The following is a 24,590-nucleotide window of genomic DNA, read 5'->3' as shown; positions in this document are numbered from 1 at the left end:
CGCCGCTTCAGCGGCAGGCGGCGCCCGAGGCGACGGTTGCGCGGCATCGCCGCAATGCTGCCGCCGTGCATCCCCCGAATTCCACGTGATCTCACCATGAGCGACAAGAAAGCATCCTCCGGCAAAGCCGCGCAGAAGTCCGAATCGAAGTACCCCGTCAATCTTCTGGACACCCCGTTCCCGATGCGCGGCGACTTGCCCAAGCGCGAGCCGCAATGGGTCAAGGAGTGGGAAGAAAAAGGCATCTACAAGCAGATCCGGGAAGCCTCGAAGGGCCGCAAGAAGTTCATCCTGCACGACGGCCCGCCGTATGCGAACGGCGACATCCACCTCGGCCACGCGGTCAACAAGATCCTCAAGGACATGATCGTCAAGGCGCGCAATCTCGCGGGCTATGACGCGGTCTACGTGCCGGGCTGGGACTGCCACGGCATGCCGATCGAAATCCAGATCGAAAAGCAGTTCGGCAAGTCGCTGCCGGCTCAGGAAGTGATGAAGAAGGCGCGCGAGTACGCGGCCGGCCAGATCGAGACGCAGAAGGCCGGCTTCAAGCGCCTCGGCGTGCTCGGCGACTGGGACAACCCGTACAAGACCATGAACTTCGTGAACGAGGCGAACGAGATCCGTGCGCTCGCGAAGATCATCGAGAAGGGCTATGTCTTCCGGGGCCTGAAGCCCGTGAACTGGTGCTTCGACTGCGGCTCGGCGCTCGCCGAGGCCGAGGTCGAGTACAAGGACAAGACCGATCCGACCATCGACGTGCTGTTCACGTTCGCGCAACCCGAGCAGACGGCGGCCGCGTTCGGCCTCGCCGCCCTGCCGCGCGAGGAAGGCGGCATCGTGATCTGGACCACCACGCCGTGGACCATTCCGTCGAACCAGGCGCTCAACGTGCATCCGGAGATCGACTACGCGCTCGTCGACACCGAGCGCGGCCTGCTGATCCTGGCGGTCGAGCGCGTCGAAGCCTGCATGAAGGACTTCGGCCTGACCGGCAGGATCGTCGCCACCACGAAGGGCGAGAAGCTCGCGAACCTGCGCTTCAACCACCCGCTCGCCTCGGCGCATCCGGGCTACAAGCGCACCTCGCCCATCTATCTCGGCGACTACGTGACGACCGACACCGGCACGGGCATCGTGCACTCTGCGCCCGCCTACGGCGTGGAAGACTTCGTGTCGTGCAAGGCGCACAACATGGCCGATTCGGACATCATCAGCCCCGTGATGGGCGATGGCCGCTACATCGAATCGCTGCCGCTGTTCGGCGGTCTCACGATCTGGGCCGCGAACCCGCAGATCGTCGACGCGCTGGACGCGGCCGGCACCCTGCTGCGCAGCGAAAAGTACGTGCACAGCTACATGCACTGCTGGCGCCACAAGACGCCCATCATCTACCGCGCCACCTCGCAGTGGTTCGCGGGCATGGACGTCACGCCGAAGGACGGCGGCAAGACGCTGCGCGAGACGGCGCTCGAAGGCATCGAGGCGACCGCGTTCTACCCGTCGTGGGGCAAGCAGCGCCTCTATTCGATGATCGCGAACCGCCCCGACTGGACGCTCTCGCGCCAGCGCCAATGGGGCGTGCCGATGGCGTTCTTCGTGCACAAGGAAACCGGCGAGCTGCATCCGCGCACGCTGGAGCTGCTCGAAGAAGTCGCGAAGCGCGTGGAAAAGGAAGGTATCGAGGCGTGGCAGACGCTCGACGCGCGCGAGTTGATCGGCGACGACGCCAATATGTACGAAAAGAACCGCGACACGCTCGATGTGTGGTTCGACTCGGGCACGACGCACTGGCACGTGCTGCGCGGCTCGCATAAGGACGAGCTCCAGTTCCCGGCCGACCTGTACCTCGAAGGCTCGGACCAGCACCGCGGCTGGTTCCACTCGTCGCTGCTCACGGCTTCGATGCTCGATGGCCGCCCGCCGTACAACGCGCTGCTCACGCACGGCTTCACGGTGGACGGCGAAGGCCGCAAGATGTCGAAGTCGCTCGGCAACGGCGTCGATCCGCATGAGGTGGCGAACCGTCTGGGCGCGGAAATCATCCGTCTGTGGATCGCCTCGACCGACTATTCGGGCGAGCTGGCGATTTCGGAGGAAATTCTCAAGCGCGTAACCGAAGGCTACCGCCGCATCCGCAACACGCTGCGCTTCCTGCTTTCGAACCTGTCGGACTTCGACTTCGAAAAACATGCGCTGCCCGCCAGCGAGTGGCTCGAAATCGACCGCTACGCCGTCGCGCTCACGCACACGCTGCAAAGCGACGTGCTGTCCCACTATGACCGCTACGAGTTCCACCCGGTCGTGGCGAAGCTGCAGACGTTCTGCTCGGAAGACATGGGCGGCTTCTATCTGGACGTGCTCAAGGACCGCCTGTACACGAGCGCGCCCGATTCGGCCGCGCGCCGCGCCGCGCAGACCGCGCTGCATCACATCACGCACAGCCTGCTGCGCATCCTCGCGCCGTTCCTCTCGTTCACGGCCGAAGAAGCCTGGAAGGTGTTCCAGCCGCACAGCACGACCATCTTCACCGAGACGTTCCACGCGTTCCCGGACATCGAAGCGGCGCCCGAGCTGATCGCCAAATGGACGCTCCTGCGCGAAGTCCGCGGCAACGTGACGAAAGCGCTTGAAGAGGCGCGCGTGGCGAACCAGATCGGCTCGTCGCTGCAGGCCGAGGTACGCATTCTGGCGAGCGGCGCGCGCCATGACGCACTCACTTCGCTGGGCGAAGACCTCAAGTTCGTGCTGATCACCTCGGCGGCCGAAGTCGTGAAGGTCGCGAGCGAAGCCGACGAAGGCGTCGAAGTCGTCACCTCGAAGTACCTCAAGTGCGAGCGCTGCTGGCACTACCGCGAAGACGTCGGCGCGAACGCCGAACACCCGGGCCTGTGCGGCCGCTGCGTGGCCAATCTGTTCGGCAACGGCGAAGCGCGGAGCGCGGCATAATGGCCAAAACGACCCTGCCGAAACAGTCGAAGTCGAGCGGCGCGCACGGCACGCTCGCGCCGTGGCTCGGCATCGCGGTGATCGTGATCCTCGCTGACCAGCTCACGAAGATCGCGATCTCGCGGATGTTCAGCTATGGCGAAGGCCGCGTGGTCACGCCGTTCTTCAATCTCGTGCTGGTCTACAACAAGGGGGCCGCGTTCAACTTCCTTGCAGCGGCGGGCGGCTGGCAGCGCTGGGCATTCACGGCGCTCGGCGTGGTCGCGGCCATCGTGATCGGCTACCTGCTCAAGCGCCACGCGGGGCAGCGCCTCTTTTGCACCGCACTCGCGCTGATACTTGGCGGCGCGCTCGGCAACGTGATCGACCGCCTGATGTACGGCCATGTGATCGACTTCCTCGATTTCCACCTGGGCGCGTCGCACTGGCCGGCGTTCAACGTTGCCGACAGCGCGATCACCGTTGGTGCCATCCTGCTGGTGCTCGACGAATTGCGGCGCGTGCGCGGCTCGCGCTAACACAGCGTGAAGTAGAGGGAGACTTGATTTGAACACCTCCGCTGCAACCCCGGGCGAACTGGCCGGCCGCCACCTCGTGCTCGGCATGACGGGCGGCATCGCCTGTTACAAGATCGCCGAGCTCACGCGCCTCCTGACCAAGGCCGGTGCGACCGTGCAAATCGTGATGACCGAGGCGGCCACCCAGTTCATCACGCCGGTCACGATGCAGGCGCTCTCGGGCCGCTCCGTCTACACGAGCCAGTGGGACGGCCGCGTGCCCAATAACATGGCGCACATCGACCTCTCGCGCGAAGCGGACGCCATCGTCATCGCGCCCGCCTCCACCGATTTCATCGCCAAACTCGCCAACGGTTTCGCCGACGACCTGCTCGCCACGCTGTGCGTTGCGCGCGACTGCCCGCTGCTGGTCGTGCCGGCCATGAACCGGCAGATGTGGAACAACCCAGCCACGCAGCGCAACGTCGCGCAACTGCGTGCCGACGGCGTCGAGACGCTCGGCCCCGACTCCGGCCCGCAGGCTTGCGGCGAAGTCGGCGACGGGCGCATGCTGGAGCCGGAAGCCATTTACGAGGCCATCGTCGCGTTCTTCGCGCCCAAGGTGCTGGCCGGCCGCAGGCTGCTGATCACGGCGGGCCCGACCTTCGAGCCGCTCGACCCGGTGCGCGGCATCACGAACCGCTCGAGCGGCAAGATGGGCTTCGCGCTCGCGCGCGCGGCGCAGCAAGCCGGCGCCGAGGTGCATCTGGTCGCGGGCCCCGTTGCGTTGCCCACGCCGTGGGGCGTCTGGCGCGAAGACGTGCAGACCGCGCAGCAGATGTACGACGCGGTAATGCGCGAAGCGAGTGATGCCGATGTCTTCATCGGCGTGGCCGCGGTGGCCGACTGGCGCGTCGATCACGTCGCCGCGCACAAGATCAAGAAGACGGCCGAGCACCGCATGCCCACGTTCAGTTTCGTCGAGAACCCCGACATTCTGGCGTCGGTCGCGGCTATGCCGAATCCGCCGTACTGCGTGGGCTTCGCCGCCGAAAGCGGCGACCTCGAGGTGCACGGCGCAGAAAAGCGCGCGCGCAAAAACGTGCCGCTCCTGATCGGCAATCTCGGCCCGCTGACCTTCGGCCAGGACGACAACGAAGTCGTGCTGTTCGAAGCCGCCGGCCGCACGCCGCTGCCGCGCGCGGCCAAGCAGGCGCTCGCGCAGACGCTAATCGCAGAAATCGCGAAGCGTCTGCCGGACCCGAGCATCATCTCGTAATGCGCGCGCCGGCGCCCTCGGGCGCTGGCACGCGGCGCCGCGAACGAAGTGAAGGAGCAGTACTGCCATGACACTGCTTTCCGTACTGGACCAGTCGCCCGTGATCGCCGGGCGCACTGCGGCGGACGCTATCGCCGCCACCGTCGAACTCGCACAGCTCGCCGACGACCTCGGCTACACGCGCTACTGGTGCGCCGAGCACCACGGCCTGCTGGGCGTATGCAACCCCGCCCCCGAAGTCATGCTCGCGCGCCTCGGCAGCGTAACCAAACGCATCCGCATCGGCTCGGGCGGCATTATGCTGCCCTACTACAGCCCGTTCAAAGTCGCCGAGCAATTCATGATGCTCGAGGCGCTGTTCCCGGGACGCGTCGATCTGGGTGTGGGCCGCGCCCCCGGCGGCGACATGCGCACCGCGCAGGCCGTCGCGGCGGGCGCTTACAATCGCGGTGACCAGTTCACGCAGCAGGTGCAGGATCTCGTCGGCCTGATGGAAGGCACGCTGCCCGCCGACCACCTCGCGCATGGCGTCGTGCTGCAGCCGCAAATCTCCACGCGCCCGCAGCTCTGGGTGCTGGGTTCGAGCGATTTCGGCGGCGCGCTCGCGGCGCAATTCGGGCTGCGTTTCTCGTTCGCGCATTTCATCAACGCCCACTTCGGGCATCTGGTGGCCAACGCCTACCGCGACACCTTCCAGCCTGGCCACGAACAAAAGCCGTATCTCGCGTGCGCGGTGTTTGCGATCTGCGCCGATACCGAAGCCGAAGCCGCCGACCTCGAAAAAGCCGTCGACCTGCGCCGCGTGCAGATGGCCTACGGACTGAACGCGCCGATTCCGAGCCTCGAACAAGGCCGCGCGCAGGAATACGGCGAGCGCGAACAACTCGTGATCGACCGCGAAAAGCCGCGCAGCATCATCGGCACGCCCGAGCGCGTCACCGAGCGCCTGCACGCGCTCAAGGACGACTTTCGCGCCGATGAGCTCGTCGTGCTGACCGTCGCAGGCAGTTATGAGGCGCGCCTGCGCTCCTACGAACTTCTCGCCGAGGCCTTCCAGTTGCCTCGAAACCAATAATCCAACGGAACCCTATGAAGATCGACATCAAGATCCTGAACGAACGCATGCGCGACCAGCTGCCCCACTACGCCACGCCGGGCAGCGCCGGCCTCGATTTGCGCGCCTGCCTCGATACGCCAATCACGCTCGAACCCGGCGAGACGAAGCTCGTGCCCACCGGCCTCGCGGTCCACCTGGCAGATCCCGGCTACGCCGCGCTGATCCTGCCGCGCTCGGGCCTTGGTCACAAGCACGGCATCGTGCTCGGCAATCTCGTCGGCCTGATCGACTCCGACTACCAGGGCGAGCTGATGATCTCTACCTGGAACCGCGGCCACACCACGTTCACGCTCAATCCGATGGAGCGCCTCGCGCAACTCGTGATCGTGCCGGTGCTGCAGGCGCAGTTCAACATCGTCGACGACTTCGAACAGAGCGAGCGCGGCGCAGGCGGCTTCGGCAGCACGGGCAAGCACTGAGCCCCCGCCCAAACGCGCCCGGCCCGAATCTGGCGCGCCCGGCAGCAACAAAAAAGCACGCTTGCGGCGTGCTTTTTTGCGTTCAGAGCGACTCTTGAGCCCGTGCGGCGGGCTGCCTGCCGCGATACCACAGCGCATAGGCCACTACGAGCACCGCGAGAAACGCGAGCCCATACGCGAGCGTCATGCGGAATTCGCGCGTGAACGCCGTGCCGACCAGAATGCCGAGCATCAGCAGCGCGCCCAGCACGCTTGTGAACGGAAAGCCCCACATGCGGAATGCGAGCGGCGCGCTCCCGTCGCGCGCGCGACGCACGCGGAAAAAAATCTGCGTCACGAAGATCATGAGCCATGTGAACATCGCGCCGAACATCGCGATCGACATCATCAGCGTGAACGCCGCCTGCGGCCAAAGCGCATTGAGCACGGCCGCCACGGCAATGCCAATGGTCGACAGCGAGAGCGCCGCGGTCGGCACGCCACTGGCCGTGAGGCGCCCGAACATCGCCGGCGCGTAGCCCGCGCGCGAGAGGCTGAACATCATGCGCGTGGTGATGTAGAGCTGGCTGTTCATGGCCGAGAGCGCGGCCACGAGCACGATAAAGTTGATCGCCCCGGCGGCGTACGGCACGCCGGTTTCGGCCATCACCTTCACGAAAGGGCTTTCGTTGCCGCCCGCCTCGGTCCAGGGGACGATGGCGAGCATCAGCGCGAGCGTGAGCAGATAGAACAGCACGAGGCGCAGCACCGTGGCGCGGAACGCCCGCGTGACGGCGCGCGCCGGATCCTTGGCCTCCGCGGCAGCAACCGCGATGGTTTCCACGCCGAGGTAGCTGAAAAGCGAGACGATCGTGCCCACCCACACGCCCCACCAGCCCTTGGGCAGCAGCCCGCCGTGCGACGTGTAGTTCGCGAACCCGACGCCCGAACTGGCGGGCGCGCGCCAAACGAACCAGGCGCCGAGCACGATGAACGCGATGATCGCCGCGATCTTGAGACTGGAAAAGAGATACTCGATGGTGCCGTAGGCCCGCACGCTCATGGCGTTCACGGCGATCAACGCCGCCGAGAAGCCGACAATCCAGTAGAGCCCCGGCACGTGCGGCAGCCAGAACTTCATGTAGATGGCGATGGCCGCCACTTCGGTGCCCACGGCCAGCACGTAGGCGGACCAGTACGCATAGCGCACGACGAAGCCGGCCAGCGGGCCGATGTAGTGCTCCGCATACGCGCCGAACGAACCGGAGGTTGGATGCGCGACGGTCATCTCGGCCAGCGCGCCCATCAGCAACAGAGCGATCAGCGCGCCGATCGCATAGGACACGAGCACGCCCGGCCCGGCGAAACCGATGGCAAAACCGCTGCCGAGAAAGAGCCCGGTTCCCACCGCGCCGCCGATGGCGATCATCGTCATCTGGCCTGCGGACAAGCCCTGGCGCAGCCCCTGCTCGCGCTCGACGATGGAGTCGAACGCGCCCGATTTACGTGGTACCACTTTTACACCCCTGCTTTGCGCTGACGCTGTGAATGAACGCCTATTTTACTTTGAGGCGTCTCACGCACCGCGAGGGCCGCAAAAAATCACTTCGGATTCCTGATACTTTGACCTCGAAATAAAACGGCGTAACCCGTCAAGGGCTACGCCGTTGTGCGTTAGCGGCAAGCAGTGCTTATTCGACTTCCACCGCTTCCGGATTGCGCGGCGCCGGTTGCGCGTCGAACGTAAGCTGGATCTTGTCCTCGTCGTCGACGTCCACGGTCACGCGGCCGCCGTTCATGAGCTTGCCGAACAGCAGTTCGTCGGCGAGCGCACGGCGGATCGTGTCCTGGATCAGGCGCTGCATCGGCCGCGCGCCCATCAGCGGGTCGAAGCCGTGCTTGGCCAGATGCTTGCGCAGCGCGTCGGTGAAGAGCGCGTCGACCTTCTTCTCGTGCAACTGGTCTTCCAGTTGCATGAGGAACTTGTCGACCACGCGCATGATGATTTCCTCATCGAGCGCACGGAAGCTGATCGTCGCATCGAGCCGGTTGCGGAACTCGGGCGTGAACAGCCGCTTGATGTCGGCCATTTCGTCGCCCTGCTCGCGCCGGGTCGTGAAACCGATCGTCGACTTGTTCATCGTGTCCGCGCCTGCATTCGTCGTCATGATGATGATGACGTTGCGGAAGTCCGCCTTGCGGCCGTTGTTATCGGTCAGCGTGCCATGGTCCATCACCTGCAGCAGCACGTTGAAGATGTCCGGGTGCGCCTTCTCGATTTCGTCGAGCAGCAGCACGCAGTGCGGCTTCTTCGTGACGGCTTCGGTGAGCAGACCGCCCTGATCGAACCCCACGTATCCCGGCGGCGCGCCGATCAGACGGCTCACCGCATGGCGCTCCATGTACTCCGACATGTCGAAGCGGATCAGTTCGATGCCGAGCGTGAACGCGAGCTGGCGAGCCACTTCGGTCTTGCCGACGCCCGTGGGGCCGGAGAACAGGAATGAGCCAATCGGCTTGTCGGTCTTGCCCAGACCCGCGCGCGCCATCTTGATCGAAGCCGAAAGCGCGTCGATGGCGGGATCCTGCCCGAAAACGACGGCCTTCAAATCGCGGTCGAGCGTCTGCAGCTTGCTGCGATCGTCCTGCGACACGCTTTGCGCCGGCACGCGCGCGATCTTCGAGATGATCTCTTCGATCTCGCTCTTGCCGATGGTCTTCTTCTGCTTCGACTTCGGCAGGATGCGCTGCGCCGCGCCTGCTTCGTCGATCACGTCGATCGCCTTGTCAGGCAAATGACGGTCGGTGATGAAGCGCGCCGAAAGCTCAGCCGCTGCGTTCAAAGCGCCCGACGAATACTTCACGCCGTGGTGCTCCTCGAAGCGCGACTTGAGGCCGCGCAGGATGGCCACCGTCTGCTCGACGGTCGGCTCGACCACGTCCACCTTCTGGAAACGCCGCGACAGCGCCGCGTCTTTCTCGAAGATGCCACGGTATTCCGTGAAGGTGGTCGCGCCGATGCACTTGAGCGTGCCCGACGAAAGCGCCGGCTTGAGCAGGTTCGAAGCATCGAGCGTGCCGCCCGATGCGGCGCCCGCGCCAATCAGCGTATGAATCTCGTCAATGAAAAGAATCGCGTGCGGACGCTCCTTGAGCTCCTTCAACACCGTCTTCAGACGCTGCTCGAAGTCGCCGCGATATTTGGTGCCCGCCAGCAGCGCGCCCATGTCGAGCGAGTAGACCTGTGCATCCGCGAGAATGTCCGGCACTTCGCCGCGCGTGATGCGCCAGGCAAGGCCTTCGGCGATGGCAGTCTTGCCCACGCCGGCTTCACCCACGAGCAGCGGATTGTTCTTGCGGCGACGGCACAGCACCTGCACCACGCGCTCGACTTCGAGCTCGCGCCCGATCAGCGGGTCGATGCGGCCATCCTTCGCCATCTGGTTCAGATTCTGCGTGAACTGGGCGAGCGGGGTTTCTTTCTGGCCTGCCGCGTCTTCGGCTTCGGCGTTCGCGTCGCTGGCCTTGGCGGCTTCGCCGCTGCCGGTCTTCGCGATGCCGTGCGAAATGAAATTCACCACGTCCAGACGCGTAACGCCCTGCTGCTGCAGGTAGTACACCGCGTGCGAGTCCTTCTCGCCGAAGATCGCGACCAGCACGTTCGCGCCCGTCACTTCCTTCTTGCCGTTGGAGGTGGACTGGACGTGCATGATCGCGCGCTGGATCACGCGCTGGAACCCGAGCGTCGGCTGCGTATCGACGTCATCCGTGCCGGGAACGGTAGGGGTGTTGTCGTGAATAAAGTTGCGCAGGTTCTGTCGCAGGTCTTCGATATTCGCAGCGCACGCTCGCAGCACTTCCGCAGCTGTTGGGTTATCCAGCAGCGCGAGCAAAAGATGCTCGACCGTAATGAACTCATGCCGCGCCTGACGTGCTTCCATGAACGCCATGTGCAGGCTGACTTCCAGTTCCTGGGCAATCATGCTTCCTCCATCACACACTGCAGCGGGTGCCCCGCTTGCCGCGCGTGGGTAACGACTTGCTCAACCTTGGTCGACGCGATGTCCCGCGTATAGACCCCACAAACGCCCCTGCCCTCGCGATGCACCTTCAACATGATCTGTGTTGCGGTCTCACGATCCTTATTGAAATACTCCTGCACGACCATTACGACGAATTCCATCGGCGTGTAGTCGTCGTTCATCAGCACGACCTTGTACATGGAGGGCGGTTTGACCTTTTGCTCCTGCCGCTCCACTACGGTTGAATCCTGCTTGTCCGGGATAATCGCCATACACCCATTCTAAACAACTCGGACAGGCCCGCAATCCTGCCGAAACCCGACCGGCCGTCCGGTGAACCGGGCTGCGGCGCCGTGCGGACAATCCCGGCGCAGCCCCGTTTTCCCGGACTCGATCAGCCTCGCCCAACCCGTACTTCAAACCGTACCTTTGCGGGCGCCCGGCTGCGGGGCCGGTTCGAACCATTCTGCCAGCAGCTTTCGGGCCACCGTCGAATCGAGTATCGCACAACCTGCGTGCGCAGGTGGGCAGCCACTGTCGGCCGGCGTACGCATGCGTGCAAATTTCGTGCTGCGGTGCATCCCATGTGAGTCGATTATGCGACTTTTCAAGACAGCTCGTGTAACTCCGACCGGATAAAAAACGAACCGGATGAGTGCGTCGGCAACAGGCTCGGATTTCCGGCGGGCGGAGTCGCAAGAAAAGCCGGAAAAACCCCTGGAATGCGCTCTTTACAACGCGTCAGATAACGTCTCAAAATATTCTTGACAGCAGAATAAAGAGCCCCAACAATCAAGCTGGCACTTTTTTCAACCGCCTATATTTTCGAAAAAATGCCGTTGGTGAGCTTGTGAGGAGGGGGCGTTCGCACTCTGCGATCGTTTAGCTTTTCGAACTGCTCGTGGTAGTGACATGAGTTACAGGGGAAGTTGGTATGGCAACCGGTACGGTTAAGTGGTTCAACGACGCGAAGGGTTTCGGATTCATCACGCCGGACGAAGGCGGTGAGGATCTGTTCGCTCACTTTTCGGCCATCCAGATGAATGGCTTCAAGACCCTCAAAGAAGGTCAGAAGGTGAGCTTCGAGGTCGTGCAAGGCCCGAAGGGTAAGCAGGCATCGAACATTCAGGCAGCTGCCTGATCCGTTCGGTACCTGTACCTGAGAAACCCGGCTTCGGCCGGGTTTCTTTTTGGGCGGACGCCTCGCCGCCCGCTTTTGCCACATCGGCTTTGCGCGGATTCACATGAATTTCACGTGAGTTTTGCAATCCGCGTGCTAGATCACGCGCAGCGTGCCCATCATGCCGAGGTCCTCATGTTCGACGATATGGCAATGGAACATGCGCTCGCCCGCGAGGTTCTGCACGGTCGCGATATGCACGCTTTCCCCGGGTTTCACGTTGACGGTATCGCGCCATGCGAGATACGGCTCGTCCACGCGCTTTGCCCCCGTTTCGCGCGAGATTACCTGGAACTGCGTACCGTGCAGATGGAACGGATGATCCATGTCCGTCTGGTTCGCAATCGTCCAATGCTCGACTTCCCCGCGACGGCTCGTTAGCGTGACGCGCTCGGGATCGTAGGTTGTGCCGTTGATCATGAATTGCATGCCGCGCGGCATGCCCGATTGCGATGCTCCCGGCTGGTGCATTGCATGCATGTCCATGACTTCGCTGAACACCACGGATTTTTGCGTGAGCGCCGCCGTGGTCTTGCCACGCGGCGCCAGCGGTTCGATCGTACGCAACTGCGCGGGCAATGCCGGCGCCTCGTCACGCGGCGCGAATTGCACCTGAGCCAATGCGGCCGACGGCGTGGGCGACAGGCTGCCGTGCGACATCGCCATCTTGCGCCGGTCGTACTGCGCGGCCATCAAGCGCGCGCGTGACGCGCCCTCGCCCGCGCGCACGATCAGCTCGGCGCGCTCACCGGGCGCGAGCAGCAGCGAAGTCACGCCCTCGCGCGGCGCGGCAAGCAGGCCGCCGTCGGTCCCGACCTGCGCGAATGCACGGCCATCGTCGAACGCCAGCAGCAGATAACGCGCACTGCAGCCGTTCCAGACACGCCAGCGCTCATCGCGCACGACGTCGATGCGCGGCTCGCGCGCGCCGTTCACGAGGACGAACTGGCCTTCTCGACCGTTCATCCAGTCCATCATGCCGTTCTCGGGAATCGTGCCATCAGCGCCAAGCTTGAGGTCGGAAACGAACAGATGACGCTCCGGCCAGGCCGCCAGCGGATCGCTCGCGGCGCGCACGACGATCGGACCCGCAAGCCCGCGAAACACCTGCTCGGACGTGTGCATGTGCGGATGCGGGTGATACCAGTAGGTGCCGGCGCTCCCCTTGGGCAGCGTGAACCGGTAGACGCGTTCGTCGCCTGGTGCCACGAGGTTCATGGGGTTGCCGTCCTGATCGGGCGGCACAGGCAGACCGTGCCAATGAATCGTGGACGGCTGCGGCAGCCGGTTGACGAAGCGGATCTCGACGGTGTCGCCTTCGTGCACGTCGATCAACGGACCGATCCCGGGGCCGGCGTCATCGGCCTGATCGGTATGATTGCCCGGGTCGTATTGCCAGAAAGTGGTGCCCGGCTGACCCGCGAGCAGGGGCCGCGTGACGGGCCGGGCGATCAGCGTCGCACGAAAATGCCCTGCTTCGCGGCTCTCGTTCGACAGCGTTCGCAACGTCGCGAGCGGCGCGCCGACGGGCAATGCGTCGGCAGCCGCGAGCGGCGTCTGCGCGTGCATCATGGCGGCAGACGCCCCGCTCATGCCGGACATGTCGGACATCGCATGGCCGCTTTGCTGGGCCAGCGCCGCGCGCGCAAACAGCGACGCCGTGGCGGCGCTCAACGCGCCGGACAAAAAAGTTCTGCGTTTCATCAATGAATTCCTCAAACACACCTGACGACGCAACGCGCAGTGACAGCGCGCCGCGCATGTAGCCATTGGCTTCGCGTGCGCTCACCGCACGACGAATCCGCTCGGACATGCATCGGGCACTTCCGCCCTTGAGGCGAGGCGCCCGCGTTCAGACGATGGGAGGCGGTAGCGGCGGAGCGTGCGTGATGCCCGCGCGCAGTGCGGCGGCAGGCGCAATGCGCGGGGAGCGCTCGGGCACGCCTGTACCGATTCGCGTGCCGACAGGCGGCGCGGCGCAATGTCCACAACAGCTTGCGGCGCAATCGTTCGCATGGCCGGCGCAGTGGTCATGCGTACTTGCAGGCTCTGTGACGCCGCAATGATCGTCCGCTGCAACGGCCCGATGCGCAACATGCGAAACCGGCGATGAACTCGCGTCTTGCTGCACGGGCTCGCACGCGCTAGCGCCGCTCATGGCAAGGAGCGCGAGCAAACCAACAACGAGGAGACGACACAGAAAAGTCATGCGAAACAAGACGGCGAATGAGCTCAATTGATGGGCGTCATGATAACGCACAGTCGTCGCCGCTGCGCATACCACATCGCACGGCATGCCATGACAAGGGCAGAGGATTACGCGTCTGAGCGAGTAGCGGATTTGATTCCCGCATCAATTCGCATATCGAATCAATCAGAATCATTTTCCGGCAAGCCAAAGCGGGCACACCAAAGCGCAAAAAACCCCGACGGCCTTTACAGCCCCGTCGGGGTTTTTACGTTGCGGCGCGAACCTGCGGGCGAACCTGCTGGACTACGCCTACATATTGTCGATCATCACCTGCCCGAACGCGGAGCACGACACCTGCGTCGCGCCCTCCATGAGCCGCGCGAAGTCGTACGTCACGCGCTTTTGCAGAATCGACTTCTCCATCGAAGCGATGATGAGATCCGCCGCCTCGGTCCAGCCAAGGTGGCGCAGCATCATTTCCGCCGAAAGAATCTCCGAGCCCGGATTCACATAATCCTTGCCCGCGTACTTCGGCGCCGTGCCGTGCGTCGCTTCGAACATCGCCACCGAGTCCGACAGGTTCGCTCCGGGCGCGATGCCGATGCCGCCCACCTGCGCCGCCAGTGCGTCCGAGATGTAGTCGCCGTTCAGATTCAGCGTGGCGATCACGTCGTACTCGGCCGGGCGCAGCAGGATCTGCTGGAGAAACGCGTCGGCGATCACGTCCTTGATCACGATGTCGCCGCCCGTCTTCGGGTTCTTGACCTTCATCCACGGGCCGCCGTCGATGAGTTCCGCCGCGAATTCCTTCTGCGCGAGCGCATAGCCGTAGTCGCGGAACGCGCCTTCGGTGAACTTCATGATGTTGCCCTTGTGCACGAGCGTCACCGAACGGCGTTCGTTGTCGATCGCATACTGGATCGCCTTGCGCACGAGACGCTCGGTGCCTTCGCGCGAAACCGGCTTGATGCCGAGACCCGAGCTGTCCGGGAAACGGATCTTGGAAACGCCCATTTCCTCGCGCAGGAACTTGATGATCTTCTTCGCGCCTTCCGATTCGGCGGGCCACTCGATGCCCGCGTAAATGTCTTCCGAGTTCTCGCGGAAGATCACCATGTTGACCTTCTCCGGCGCGCGCACGGGCGAGGGCACGCCCTTGAAGTACTGCACGGGACGCAGGCACACATAGAGGTCGAGCTGCTGGCGCATCGCCACGTTCAGCGAACGGATGCCGCCGCCCACCGGCGTCGTGAGCGGACCCTTGATCGACACGACATATTCCTTCACGGCGTCGAGCGTCTCGTCGGGCAGCCACACATCGGGGCCGTACACGCGCGTGGCCTTCTCGCCCGCGTAGATCTCCATCCAGTGGATCTTGCGCTTGCCCGCGTAAGCTTTCTGGACAGCCGCGTCGACCACCTTGAGCATGACCGGCGTAATGTCGACGCCGGTGCCGTCGCCCTCGATGTACGGAATGATCGGCTGATCGGAGACATTGAGCGAGAAATCCGGATTGACGGTGATCTTCTCACCGCTAGCCGGGACCTTAATGTGCTGATACGGCATGATCAACTCCAGTAGGGGAATCGGTCTGTCGACCGCGAACAGATTCGAAAACGGCATGTGCCCGATTTGCTAGGCGGCCGTGCGCGGCGCCAGGGTCTGGTCGTTATTCTAGCCCACGGCCCGACTGCCCGCCCCGCTGGCTCGTTCATGTATTCATGCTGCGCTGCGCCGTCGCCCGCCGTCGCCCGCCGTCGCCCGCCGGGCACGTTTAATGTCTTATATAAGACCCGTTATTCGATGCCGGGCAATATGCATTAATATCGCGGCGCGCCCTGATTCCCGATTCCCATTCCTCACCGGTACGCTTGCCCTACTCGCTATGCGCTTGATCGCCCTCAATAAACCGTTCGGCACGATTTGCCAGTTTTCGCCGCACGAAACACGCCAGTCGCTTGCGGATTGGGTCAAGACGCCGGGCGTCTACCCTGCTGGCCGTCTCGATGCGGACAGCGAAGGTCTGCTGCTGCTCACCGACGACGGCGCGCTGCAAGCCCGCATTGCCGAACCGAAGCGCAAGCTCGTGAAGCGCTACTGGGCGCAGGTCGAAGGCGCGCCCGGCGAGGACGCGCTCGCCGCGCTCGAGCGCGGCGTCGATCTTGGCGATTTTGTGACGCAGCCGTGCCGCGCGAAAAAAATTGCCGATGCCGACACCGGTCTCCTATGGCCGCGCACGCCGCCCATTCGCTATCGCGCGGCGATTCCAACCACGTGGATCGAACTCGCCATCAGCGAAGGCAAGAATCGCCAGGTGCGGCGCATGACTGCGGCGGTGGGCTTTCCGACGCTGCGTCTCGTGCGCGTGGCCATCGGCTCGCTCGATATTTTTTCGCTGGGCCTCGCCCCCGGCGCAAGCACCGAAGTGTCCACCGATGCCCCCTGGCGCCGCGCCACACCCACGCGCACGGTACACAAGTGACTGTTGCATAAGCACTTTTCCGTCATTTGCAGCTTGCCGCATGCGCCGTAGATCGGCGCGTTGCCTCGGGAATTCCGCGCAAAGAAAAACAAATGAGGATTTCGCGTCAACCGGTACGCGAAACCATGCGTTATTTCACGCAGATGCCGCCCCGAAGCTATCCGGCATTCAGCCTTACGGGTTCACCGCAGCAATGCATGCTCCCGACCGCTGGCAGACGCGATCGTCGATTCGTTCTGAATTTGTCGATCACGACTGTCAACCGAAAGGTGGATGGCACGTTTACCGACCTGACTCCAATAACCGGGTCACTTGGTTAATTAACTCAAGCTGAGGATTCACAACATGAACAAACTGATCGCCGCTCTGGTCGCTGGCCTCTTCGCAACGGCTGCATTCGCACAAGCTTCGGCTCCGGAAGCTGCTGCACCGGCATCGGCAGCTCCGGCTGCTGCTGCTTCGACGGCTCACAAGTCGTCGACGCACAAGAAGTCGTCGCACAAGAAGTCGTCGCACAAGAAGGCAGCTAAGGCTGAAGCCGCTTCGGCAGCTTCGGAGTAAGCTCTCTGAAAGACGCTTCGGAGAACGGCCCATCGTGCCGATCTTCACTGCGTTCGAAAGGCAGAGTGTCGCAAGGCACTCTGCCTTTTTGTTTATGCATCGCCCGCGTATCGTCCAACTACGGCCCCACTACGGCTGCATGTTTTGACCCGCGTTCGCGTACTCGCGTAACATGCGCGGATTATTCCCAAGCAAGGAGCTCACTCGTGCGATTTTCCCTGCGCCCGCTCATCGCGCGTTGCGCGCTCGCCATCGCTTTTCCGCTCGCCGCCACGCTCGGCACCATGGCGGCCCTCACGTTCACCGCGGCCGCCACCAGCAGCGCGGCGCATGCGCAGCAGATGCCGCCCGGCGCCAAGCGGCCCGGCGATTTTCCGCACACGAAGCTCACCGCGGGCATGTTCGTGATCGACGCCGCCGTGGCCGCCAATGACACGGACCGCGAGCAAGGCCTCATGTATCGCACGCAACTCGCCCCGAACGAAGGCATGCTGTTCGTGTTCGGCGAAAACGCCGTGCACTGCTTCTGGATGAAGAACACGCTGATTCCGCTGTCGATCGCGTTCATGCGCGCAGACGGCACGATCACCGACATCGACGAAATGCAGGCCGAAACCACCAACAACCACTGCCCGCGCAATAACGGCGTCTACGCGCTCGAAATGAGCAAGGGCTGGTTCACGGCGAAGGGCATCAAGCCCGGCATGAAGATCGACGGCCTGCCGCCGCTGCAGTAAGCGCTCGGGCAACATCGGCCCAACGCTGGCGGCCCGGCGCCGATTTTCGGCCGTCCCGCCGCCCCGCCGTCGTTCGACGCGCATGAGCCGGCTTCCGCAATTCGCGGCGCCGGCTTTTTTGCGCGCATTTTTGCACCTTTGTCGCGCACCGCCTGCCCGCGCCTGGCTCGCGCGCCCAACCCTCCAGGCGGCGCTGCGACGCCCGCCACAAGACGCCTTCTGAGGCTCTGACGCCCTTTCAGCAAAAGCGCCGCGCAAGCGCTATCCTAGTAATCCGCCGCGCGACGCGCGCTTGCTCGAAGCACCTCGATGCGCCCCCGAGCACGCCGCCGCACGGACCGCCGGACCACGCGCAGGCCGCGCCGCGCGCCGCCCGGCACCTTCCATGGCGCGTTATTCCAAGGAGATCACCGTGCCTCGCAAGACTCCCATCGAGCGCTATCGCAACATCGGGATTAGCGCTCACATCGATGCCGGCAAAACCACGACGACCGAACGCATCCTTTTCTACACCGGCGTGAACCACAAGCTGGGTGAGGTTCACGACGGCGCGGCGACCATGGACTGGATGGAGCAGGAACAGGAGCGCGGCATCACCATCACCTCGGCCGCGACCACCGCGTTCTGGAAAGGCATGGCCGGCAATTACCCCGAGCATCGCATCAACATCATCGATACCCCGGGGCACGTCGACTTCACCATCGAAGTCGAGCGCTCCATGCGCGTGCTCGACGGCGCCTGCATGGTGTACGACTCCGTGGGCGGCGTGCAGCCGCAATCGGAAACCGTGTGGCGCCAGGCGAACAAGTACAAGGTGCCGCGCATTGCGTTCGTCAACAAGATGGACCGCGTGGGCGCGGACTTCTTCCGCGTGCAGCGGCAGATCGGCGAGCGCCTGAAAGGCGTAGCCGTGCCCATCCAGATTCCCGTGGGCGCCGAAGACCACTTCCAGGGCGTGGTCGATCTCGTGAAGATGAAGGCCATCGTCTGGGACGACGAGAGCCAGGGCGTGAAGTTCGAATATGAGGAGATTCCCGCGAACCTCGTCGAACTCGCGCACGAGTGGCGCGAAAAGATGGTCGAAGCCGCCGCCGAGGCCGACGAAGTGCTGCTCGAGAAATATCTGCACGACCACGAGAGCCTCACCGAAGAGGAAATCAAGGGCGCGCTGCGCAAGCGCACGATCGCCAACGAGATCGTGCCGATGCTGTGCGGTAGCGCGTTCAAGAACAAGGGCGTGCAGGCCATGCTCGACGCCGTGATCGACTATCTGCCCTCGCCGGTGGACGTGCCCGCGATTCTCGGCCACGACCTCGACGACAAGGAGATCGAGCGCCATCCGAACGACGACGAGCCGTTCTCCGCGCTCGCGTTCAAGATCATGACCGACCCGTTCGTCGGCCAGCTGATCTTCTTCCGCGTCTATTCGGGCGTCGTGAATTCGGGCGACACGGTGCTCAACGCCACGAAGGACAAGAAGGAGCGGCTTGGGCGCATCCTGCAGATGCACGCGAACGAGCGCAAGGAAATCAAGGAGGTGCGCGCGGGCGACATCGCGGCGGCAGTGGGTCTGAAGGAAGCGACGACGGGCGATACGCTCTGCGATCCGGCCCATGCGATCGTGCTCGAAAAGATGATCTTCCCCGAGCCCGTGATCTCGCAGGCCGTCGAGCCGAAGACCAAGGCCGACCAGGAAAAGATGGGCATCGCGCTCAATCGTCTCGCGCAGGAAGACCCGTCATTCCGCGTGCAGACCGACGAGGAGTCCGGCCAGACCATCATCTCGGGCATGGGCGAGCTGCACCTCGAAATTCTGGTCGACCGCATGAAGCGCGAGTTCGGCGTGGAGGCGACCGTCGGCAAGCCGCAGGTCGCGTATCGCGAGACCGTGAAGAACAAGGTCGAAGATGTGGAGGGCAAGTTCGTCAAGCAATCGGGCGGGCGCGGCCAGTACGGCCACGCGGTCATCACGCTCGAACCGCAGCCGCCTGGCAAGGGCTACGAGTTCGTCGACGCCATCAAGGGCGGCGTGATTCCGCGCGAGTTCATCCCGGCCGTCGACAAGGGCATTCAGGAGACGCTCAAGGCGGGCGTGCTCGCGGGCTACCCGGTGGTCGACACCAAGGTGACGCTCACGTTCGGCTCGTACCACGACGTGGACTCGAACGAAAACGCGTTCCGCATGGCCGGCTCGATGGCCTTCAAGGAAGCGATGCGCAAAGCGAAGCCGGTTCTGCTCGAGCCGATGATGGCGGTGGAAGTGGAAACGCCCGAGGACTTCATGGGCAACGTGATGGGCGACCTCTCCAGCCGGCGCGGCATCGTGCAGGGCATGGAGGACATCGCGGGCGGCGGCGGCAAGATCGTACGCGCCGAAGTGCCGCTTTCGGAGATGTTCGGTTACTCCACGTCGCTGCGCTCGCTCACGCAGGGCCGCGCCACGTACACGATGGAGTTCAAGCACTACGCCGAAACGCCGCAGAACGTAGCCGAAGCCGTCATCAACGCAAAGAAGCAATAAGACGTGCACATACGCCTTGCGCGCGCGAGGCGTTTGACTCGAAGCCCGTCCCGCGAGGGGCGGGCTTTTTCAAAGGAGACACGGCGATGAGTCACGACCATGAGCACGACCACGCGCCCGACTGGCGCGAGAACGGCGTCAAGGTGATACGCGGCGACCAGCTCGACACGAACACGGCACAAACGCCTGGCATGAACCGCGCCGCCGCGATCAACGCGGCGCGCGTGGGCGCGCAGAAAATCTGGGCCGGCACGGTGACGATCCATCCGAACGCGAAGACGGGCGCGCATCATCACGGCGCGCTCGAAAGCGTGATCTACGTGGTGCGCGGCCATGCGCGCATGCGCTGGGGCGAGCACCTCGAATTCACGGCCGAAGCGGGCCCGGGCGACTTCATCTTCGTGCCGCCCTACGTGCCGCACCAGGAAATCAACGCGAGCACCGACGATCCGCTCGAATGCGTGCTCGTGCGCAGCGATAATGAGGCCGTAGTCGTGAACCTGAACATCGATGCTGTAGAAGCGCCGGAAACGGTCTATTGGGTCGATCCGATTCATCGCCATCCGCACGAACATTGATACTTCATAGCGCATGACATTGTCCGCCCCGCCCGCTTCGGCCACTTCGGTCAAATCGCTGCGCCCGCGCCTCATTGCGCTCTACGCAGTCCTGATCGGGGCCAACATCGCGGCCTGGGCGTGGGCGCTGATCGCGTTGCGCCACTATCCGCTGCTTATCGGCACCGCCGTCATCGCCTATGGCTTCGGCTTGCGCCACGCCGTGGACGCCGACCACATCGCCGCCATCGACGCCGTCACGCGCAAGCTCATGCAGCGCGGCGAGCGGCCGCTTGGCGTGGGCCTCGCGTTCTCGCTCGGGCACTCGAGCATCGTGATCGCGGCCACGCTCGGCATCGCGCTCTCGGCGCTCACGCTGCACGGGCGCTTCGAGCAGTTGCACGAAATCGGCTCGACGATCGGCACGCTGGTGTCGTCGGGCTTCCTGCTCGTGATTGCTGGCGTAAACCTCGTGATCCTGCGCGATGTCTGGCGCCGCTATCGTCGCGCGCATCGGCACGAAGAAACTGCGGCGCGCGCTGCTGGCGAAGTCGAAACGGTTGTCCCCGCCGGGCTCCTCTCGCGCGCGCTGCGGCCGCTTTTTGCGCTGGTTGGCAAAAGCTGGCACATGTATCCCGTGGGCCTGCTGTTCGGCCTCGGCTTCGACACGGCCACCGAAATCGGCCTGCTCGCCATCGCCGCCGCGCAAGCGGGCAAGGGCTTGCCGATGATGTCGATCCTCGTGTTTCCGGCGCTTTTCACCGCGGGCATGACGCTCGTCGACTCCACCGATAACGTGCTGATGGTTCATGCCTACGATTGGGCGATGGACGATCCGAAACGCAAGCTCTACTACAACGCGAGCATCACGCTCATCTCGGCGCTCGCGGCGATTGCGATCGGCGGCGTGGAGGCGGCTGGGTTCATCGGCGAGAAGCTCGGCGCAAGCGGCGGCCTGTGGTCGGCCGTTGCCGGCGTGAACGCGCACTTCGGCGAGATCGGCTACGCGCTCGTCGCGCTCTTCATCGCGTGCTGGATCGGCTCGGTGCTGTTCCATCGCTGGCGCCGGCCCGGCCTCGTCGAGCTGGCCGCGCAATCCGGTACAACCCCGGCTATGCCCGTATCGGCGAGCATGGCGGAAAACGCCTAAACTAAACGCTATTCGTCGTCTGCCGTACCGCATGCCGCCGTCGCGGCCGCTTCCATCGCGGCCGCGCCCTTCCACGGAACAGCACGGAAACCCGCGCCGATGAAACGTCAGCAGTCCAGGCCGCCCCGCCGCTTCTCGCTCTCGAAGCCCGCTCCACAGCAAGAGTCCACATCGCCCGACTGGCGCGCACCGGCGCAAGCGTTGCGTCCGGCAGCGGCCTCGTCCTTCGACGCATTGCGCGCTCACGCCTGCGCTTACGGCAATCACGCCATCGACGAGTTCCTCGCCGGCCGGCTCACGCGCCGCGAGTTGCTGCGTTACGCCGGCGTGCTCGGACTGTCGAGCCTCGCGCTCGCGGGCAGCGGCCTCGTCGCGCCGCGCGGCGCGCGCGCCCAGGCCACGCCTGGCAAGCCCGGCAATCAGACCATTCGCGTCGCGCACCTGATGCCGGCAGGCGCGGTCGACCCGCTCACGGTAACCGACGCGGGCGCGCTCTGCCTCCTGAACCAGACCGGCGAATTCCTCGCCAACGACGACGCCGACGGCCATCTGCAGCCGGCGCTCGCGCTCTCGTGGCAGCCCAATGCGAAAGCCGACGTCTGGACCTTCAAGCTGCGCCCCGGCGTGAAATTCCACGACGGCCAGCCGTTCGGAGCAAAAGACGTAGTCGCCACGTTCGATCGCCTCGCCGACCCCGCGAGCGGCTCGGCAGCGCTTTCGGTGCTCAAGGGCGTGCTTTCGAAGGGCGCCGCGAAGATGGTCGACGAGCACACCGTCGCGTTCCATCTCGACGCGCCCAACGGCAACTTCCCCTACTACGTTTCTTCGGACAACTACAACGCAGTGCTGCTGCCCGCGAATTACGCGGGCAATTACGAAAAGAGCTTCATCGGCACCGGGCCGTTCAAGCTCGAGCGCTACGAGACGCGGCGCGGCGCGAGCTTCATTCGCAACGACGCTTACTGGGGCGAGAAAGCGCTGCCCGAACGCGTGCAGTTCGCGTTCTACGCCGACGAGCAGGCACAGATCCTCGCGCTGCAGGGCCATCAGGCCGATGTCATGGGCACCTTCACCGTGCAGGGCGGCCTTGGCATCCTGAACAATCCCGACTTCAAGGTGATTGGCGTGCGTTCGAGCGCGCATCGGCAGATCCACATGCGCAACGACATGCCCACGTTCAAGGACAAGCGCGTGCGCCAGGCGCTCGCACTCGCGCTCGATCGCGACGTGATGGTGCGCGGGCTCTTCAAGGGCCGCGCCGTGGTGGGCAACGACAGCCCGTTCGCGCCGATCTTCCCGTCGACGGCCAGCACGGTGCCGCAACGCAAGGCCGATCTCGCGAAGGCGCGCCAGTTGCTGGCGCAGGCCGGCGTCGCCAATGGCTTCGACATCACGCTCACGACCGAAAAGTACATGGAAATTTCCGATCTCGCCGTAGTCGTGCAGAACGCCGCGAAGGCAATCGGCGTGCGCATCGCGCTGAAGGTGGAGAGCCAGTCGCAATATTACGGCGCGGGCACCTACGGCAAATCGGACTGGCTCGACGCGCCGCTCGGCATCACCGATTACGGTCATCGCGGCGTGCCGAACGTGTTCCTCAACGCGCCGCTCACGAGCGGAGGCACGTGGAATGCTGCGCACTTTCGCAACGCGCAGTACGACAAGCTGGTCGCGCAGTTCGTGGCGACGCTCGACGTGGCCGCGCAAAAGCAGGTCGCCGCGCAGATCCAGACGCTGCTGCTCGATGAAACGCCGGTGATCATCCCGTACTTCTACGATCAGCTGATCGCGCAGCGCACCGCGCTTTCGGGCGTGCACTTCACTGCGCTGGCGCAGCTTTATTTCGATCGCGCGACGCTCGCAGCGTAGGCGTCGTCCAACGCCTGCCATGCGCGCATCTGGAGTCCGATGGCTATACCGCTGACGAAACCGCCCTCTTTGAACCCGCGCGAGCCGCTCGGCGCACAGCCCATGCGCGGGGCGCGCGGCAAGGGCGTCGCGCGCTTTTTCGCGCAGCGCGCCGCATGGGCGCTTTTCACGCTCTGGCTGCTTTCCGTGCTGGTGTTCGCGGGCGGCCAACTGCTGCCGGGCGACATTGGGCGCGCGGTGCTCGGCCCGCTCGCCGACGCGCGCGCCGTGGCGGCGCTCAACCACGCGCTCGGCGCGGACCGCCCGCTGCTCGACCAATACGCCACCTGGATCGGCCATGCATTGCGCGGCGACCTCGGCACCTCGTGGACCTTCCACCAGAGCGTGGCGCCGCTGGTGGGCGATGCGCTCCTGCAATCGGCGAAACTCGGGCTGCTCGCGTTCGTGGTGGTCGTGCCGCTCGGCATCGGCGGCGGCGTATGGGCCGCGCTGCACGGCGGGCGCTGGCTCGACCGGCTCATCAGCACGCTGGGCCTGTGCGCGAGCGCAGTGCCCGAATTCGTCTCGTCGATCGCACTCATCCTCGTGTTCGGGGTCTGGCTGCGGTGGTTGCCGATCGAGGCCGTCGCGCCAGCGGATGCGGGCGTGCTCGACACGCTGCGCCACCTCGTGCTGCCGGTGCTGCCGCTCGTATTCGTGTTCTTCGGCTATCTCGCGCGCATCGCGCGCGCGGGCATGCTCGAAGCGCTCGAAGCCGACTACACGCGCACCGCGATACTCAAGGGCCTGCCGCGCCGCGTCGTGATCGTGCGCCACGTGCTGCGCAACGCACTGCTGCCGAGCGTGACGGTGGCGGCCACGCAACTCGGCTATCTGATCGGCGGGCTCGTGGTGGTCGAGTCGCTGTTTCGCTACCCCGGCATCGGCTCGCTCATCTACAACGCTGCGAAGGCAAAAGACTTTCCGTTGCTCGAAGCGGGCGTGCTCACGGTAGGCCTCGTCTACACGCTCGCGAATCTCGGCGCCGACCTGTTGCACGCGCTGTTCGATCCGCGGCTGCGCGCGCAAACGGGCGCTTGA

19 protein-coding genes are annotated in these 24,590 nt (G+C 64.5%); 14 read left to right on the top strand and 5 right to left on the bottom strand.

Annotation, left to right across the window (positions count from 1 at the left end; translation table 11 throughout):
- The first annotated feature begins 96 nt into the window (after window positions 1–96).
- The 5 genes from ileS (at window position 97) to dut (ending at window position 6,261) form a co-directional block, all read left to right on the top strand.
- Window positions 97–2,949, top strand: coding sequence for an isoleucine--tRNA ligase (ileS, locus tag NH14_RS13755; RefSeq protein ID WP_035522165.1), 2,853 nt, complete (start codon window positions 97–99; stop codon window positions 2,947–2,949).
- Entirely contained in the window at window positions 2,949–3,467 is a 519-nt protein-coding gene (gene lspA / locus NH14_RS13750) for a signal peptidase II (RefSeq protein WP_035522162.1), read from the top strand. The genes ileS and lspA overlap by 1 nt, the downstream gene beginning before the upstream one ends.
- Before the next feature lie 28 nt (window positions 3,468–3,495).
- A complete protein-coding gene (gene coaBC, locus NH14_RS13745) occupies window positions 3,496–4,725 on the top strand; it encodes a bifunctional phosphopantothenoylcysteine decarboxylase/phosphopantothenate--cysteine ligase CoaBC (protein ID WP_035522158.1) in 1,230 nt (409 codons plus the stop codon).
- Between the two features lie 67 nt (window positions 4,726–4,792).
- A complete protein-coding gene (locus tag NH14_RS13740; RefSeq protein ID WP_035522155.1) occupies window positions 4,793–5,800 on the top strand; it encodes an LLM class flavin-dependent oxidoreductase in 1,008 nt (335 codons plus the stop codon).
- Between the two features lie 14 nt (window positions 5,801–5,814).
- Window positions 5,815–6,261, top strand: a complete 447-nt coding sequence (gene dut, locus NH14_RS13735; RefSeq protein ID WP_035522152.1) for a dUTP diphosphatase — start codon at window positions 5,815–5,817, stop codon at window positions 6,259–6,261.
- An 82-nt stretch (window positions 6,262–6,343) separates the two neighbouring features.
- Here dut and NH14_RS13730 read toward each other — a convergent pair whose 3' ends face one another.
- From NH14_RS13730 to clpS, 3 genes are all read right to left on the bottom strand, one after another.
- The gene (locus NH14_RS13730) at window positions 6,344–7,756 is read right to left on the bottom strand and encodes an amino acid permease (RefSeq protein WP_035522149.1); all 1,413 of its coding nucleotides are present in this window, start codon (window positions 7,754–7,756) and stop codon (window positions 6,344–6,346) included.
- Between the two features lie 175 nt (window positions 7,757–7,931).
- Entirely contained in the window at window positions 7,932–10,223 is a 2,292-nt protein-coding gene (gene clpA / locus NH14_RS13725) for an ATP-dependent Clp protease ATP-binding subunit ClpA (protein ID WP_035522146.1), read from the bottom strand.
- Complete coding sequence (gene clpS / locus NH14_RS13720) at window positions 10,220–10,534, bottom strand: ATP-dependent Clp protease adapter ClpS (protein ID WP_028205276.1); 315 nt, start codon at window positions 10,532–10,534, stop codon at window positions 10,220–10,222. Before clpS ends, clpA begins: the two co-directional genes overlap by 4 nt.
- 662 nt (window positions 10,535–11,196) lie before the next feature.
- Here clpS and cspD point away from each other — a divergent pair.
- Window positions 11,197–11,403: a cold shock domain-containing protein CspD gene (gene cspD, locus NH14_RS13715; RefSeq protein ID WP_017776809.1), complete on the top strand. Its 207-nt coding sequence runs from the start codon at window positions 11,197–11,199 to the stop codon at window positions 11,401–11,403.
- Between the two features lie 135 nt (window positions 11,404–11,538).
- Here the strand turns inward: cspD and NH14_RS13710 are convergent, their stop codons facing one another.
- Both NH14_RS13710 and icd read right to left on the bottom strand, forming a co-directional pair.
- The gene (locus tag NH14_RS13710) at window positions 11,539–13,146 is read right to left on the bottom strand and encodes a multicopper oxidase family protein (protein WP_035522143.1); all 1,608 of its coding nucleotides are present in this window, start codon (window positions 13,144–13,146) and stop codon (window positions 11,539–11,541) included.
- 796 nt (window positions 13,147–13,942) lie between these two features.
- Window positions 13,943–15,199 (bottom strand): NADP-dependent isocitrate dehydrogenase, encoded by a 1,257-nt coding sequence (gene icd, locus NH14_RS13705; RefSeq protein WP_035522925.1) that lies wholly within the window; start codon window positions 15,197–15,199, stop codon window positions 13,943–13,945.
- Between the two features lie 319 nt (window positions 15,200–15,518).
- Between icd and NH14_RS13700 the strand changes: the two genes are divergently transcribed.
- The 8 genes from NH14_RS13700 (at window position 15,519) to NH14_RS13665 (ending at window position 24,590) form a co-directional block, all read left to right on the top strand.
- Window positions 15,519–16,115, top strand: a complete 597-nt coding sequence (locus tag NH14_RS13700; RefSeq protein ID WP_035522141.1) for a pseudouridine synthase — start codon at window positions 15,519–15,521, stop codon at window positions 16,113–16,115.
- A gap of 345 nt (window positions 16,116–16,460) precedes the next feature.
- On the top strand, window positions 16,461–16,676 hold the full coding sequence (locus NH14_RS13695) for a hypothetical protein (protein ID WP_035522139.1): 216 nt from the start codon (window positions 16,461–16,463) through the stop codon (window positions 16,674–16,676).
- Between the two features lie 206 nt (window positions 16,677–16,882).
- Window positions 16,883–17,413 (top strand): DUF192 domain-containing protein, encoded by a 531-nt coding sequence (locus tag NH14_RS13690; RefSeq protein WP_035522136.1) that lies wholly within the window; start codon window positions 16,883–16,885, stop codon window positions 17,411–17,413.
- A 412-nt stretch (window positions 17,414–17,825) separates the two neighbouring features.
- Complete coding sequence (gene fusA, locus NH14_RS13685; protein WP_035522923.1) at window positions 17,826–19,934, top strand: elongation factor G; 2,109 nt, start codon at window positions 17,826–17,828, stop codon at window positions 19,932–19,934.
- Window positions 19,935–20,020: 86 nt separating this feature from the next.
- Entirely contained in the window at window positions 20,021–20,512 is a 492-nt protein-coding gene (locus NH14_RS13680; protein ID WP_035522134.1) for a cupin domain-containing protein, read from the top strand.
- A gap of 13 nt (window positions 20,513–20,525) precedes the next feature.
- A complete protein-coding gene (locus NH14_RS13675) occupies window positions 20,526–21,641 on the top strand; it encodes a HoxN/HupN/NixA family nickel/cobalt transporter (protein ID WP_052147817.1) in 1,116 nt (371 codons plus the stop codon).
- Between the two features lie 99 nt (window positions 21,642–21,740).
- Window positions 21,741–23,510 (top strand): ABC transporter substrate-binding protein, encoded by a 1,770-nt coding sequence (locus tag NH14_RS13670; protein WP_084225077.1) that lies wholly within the window; start codon window positions 21,741–21,743, stop codon window positions 23,508–23,510.
- Window positions 23,511–23,612: 102 nt separating this feature from the next.
- The gene (locus NH14_RS13665) at window positions 23,613–24,590 is read left to right on the top strand and encodes an ABC transporter permease (RefSeq protein WP_035522918.1); all 978 of its coding nucleotides are present in this window, start codon (window positions 23,613–23,615) and stop codon (window positions 24,588–24,590) included.

The organism is Paraburkholderia sacchari (assembly GCF_000785435.2).
GTDB classification, from domain to species: Bacteria; Pseudomonadota; Gammaproteobacteria; order Burkholderiales; family Burkholderiaceae; genus Paraburkholderia; species Paraburkholderia sacchari.
Note: the sequence above shows the minus strand (reverse complement) of the source record. Positions and strands in the feature narration are given on the sequence as shown.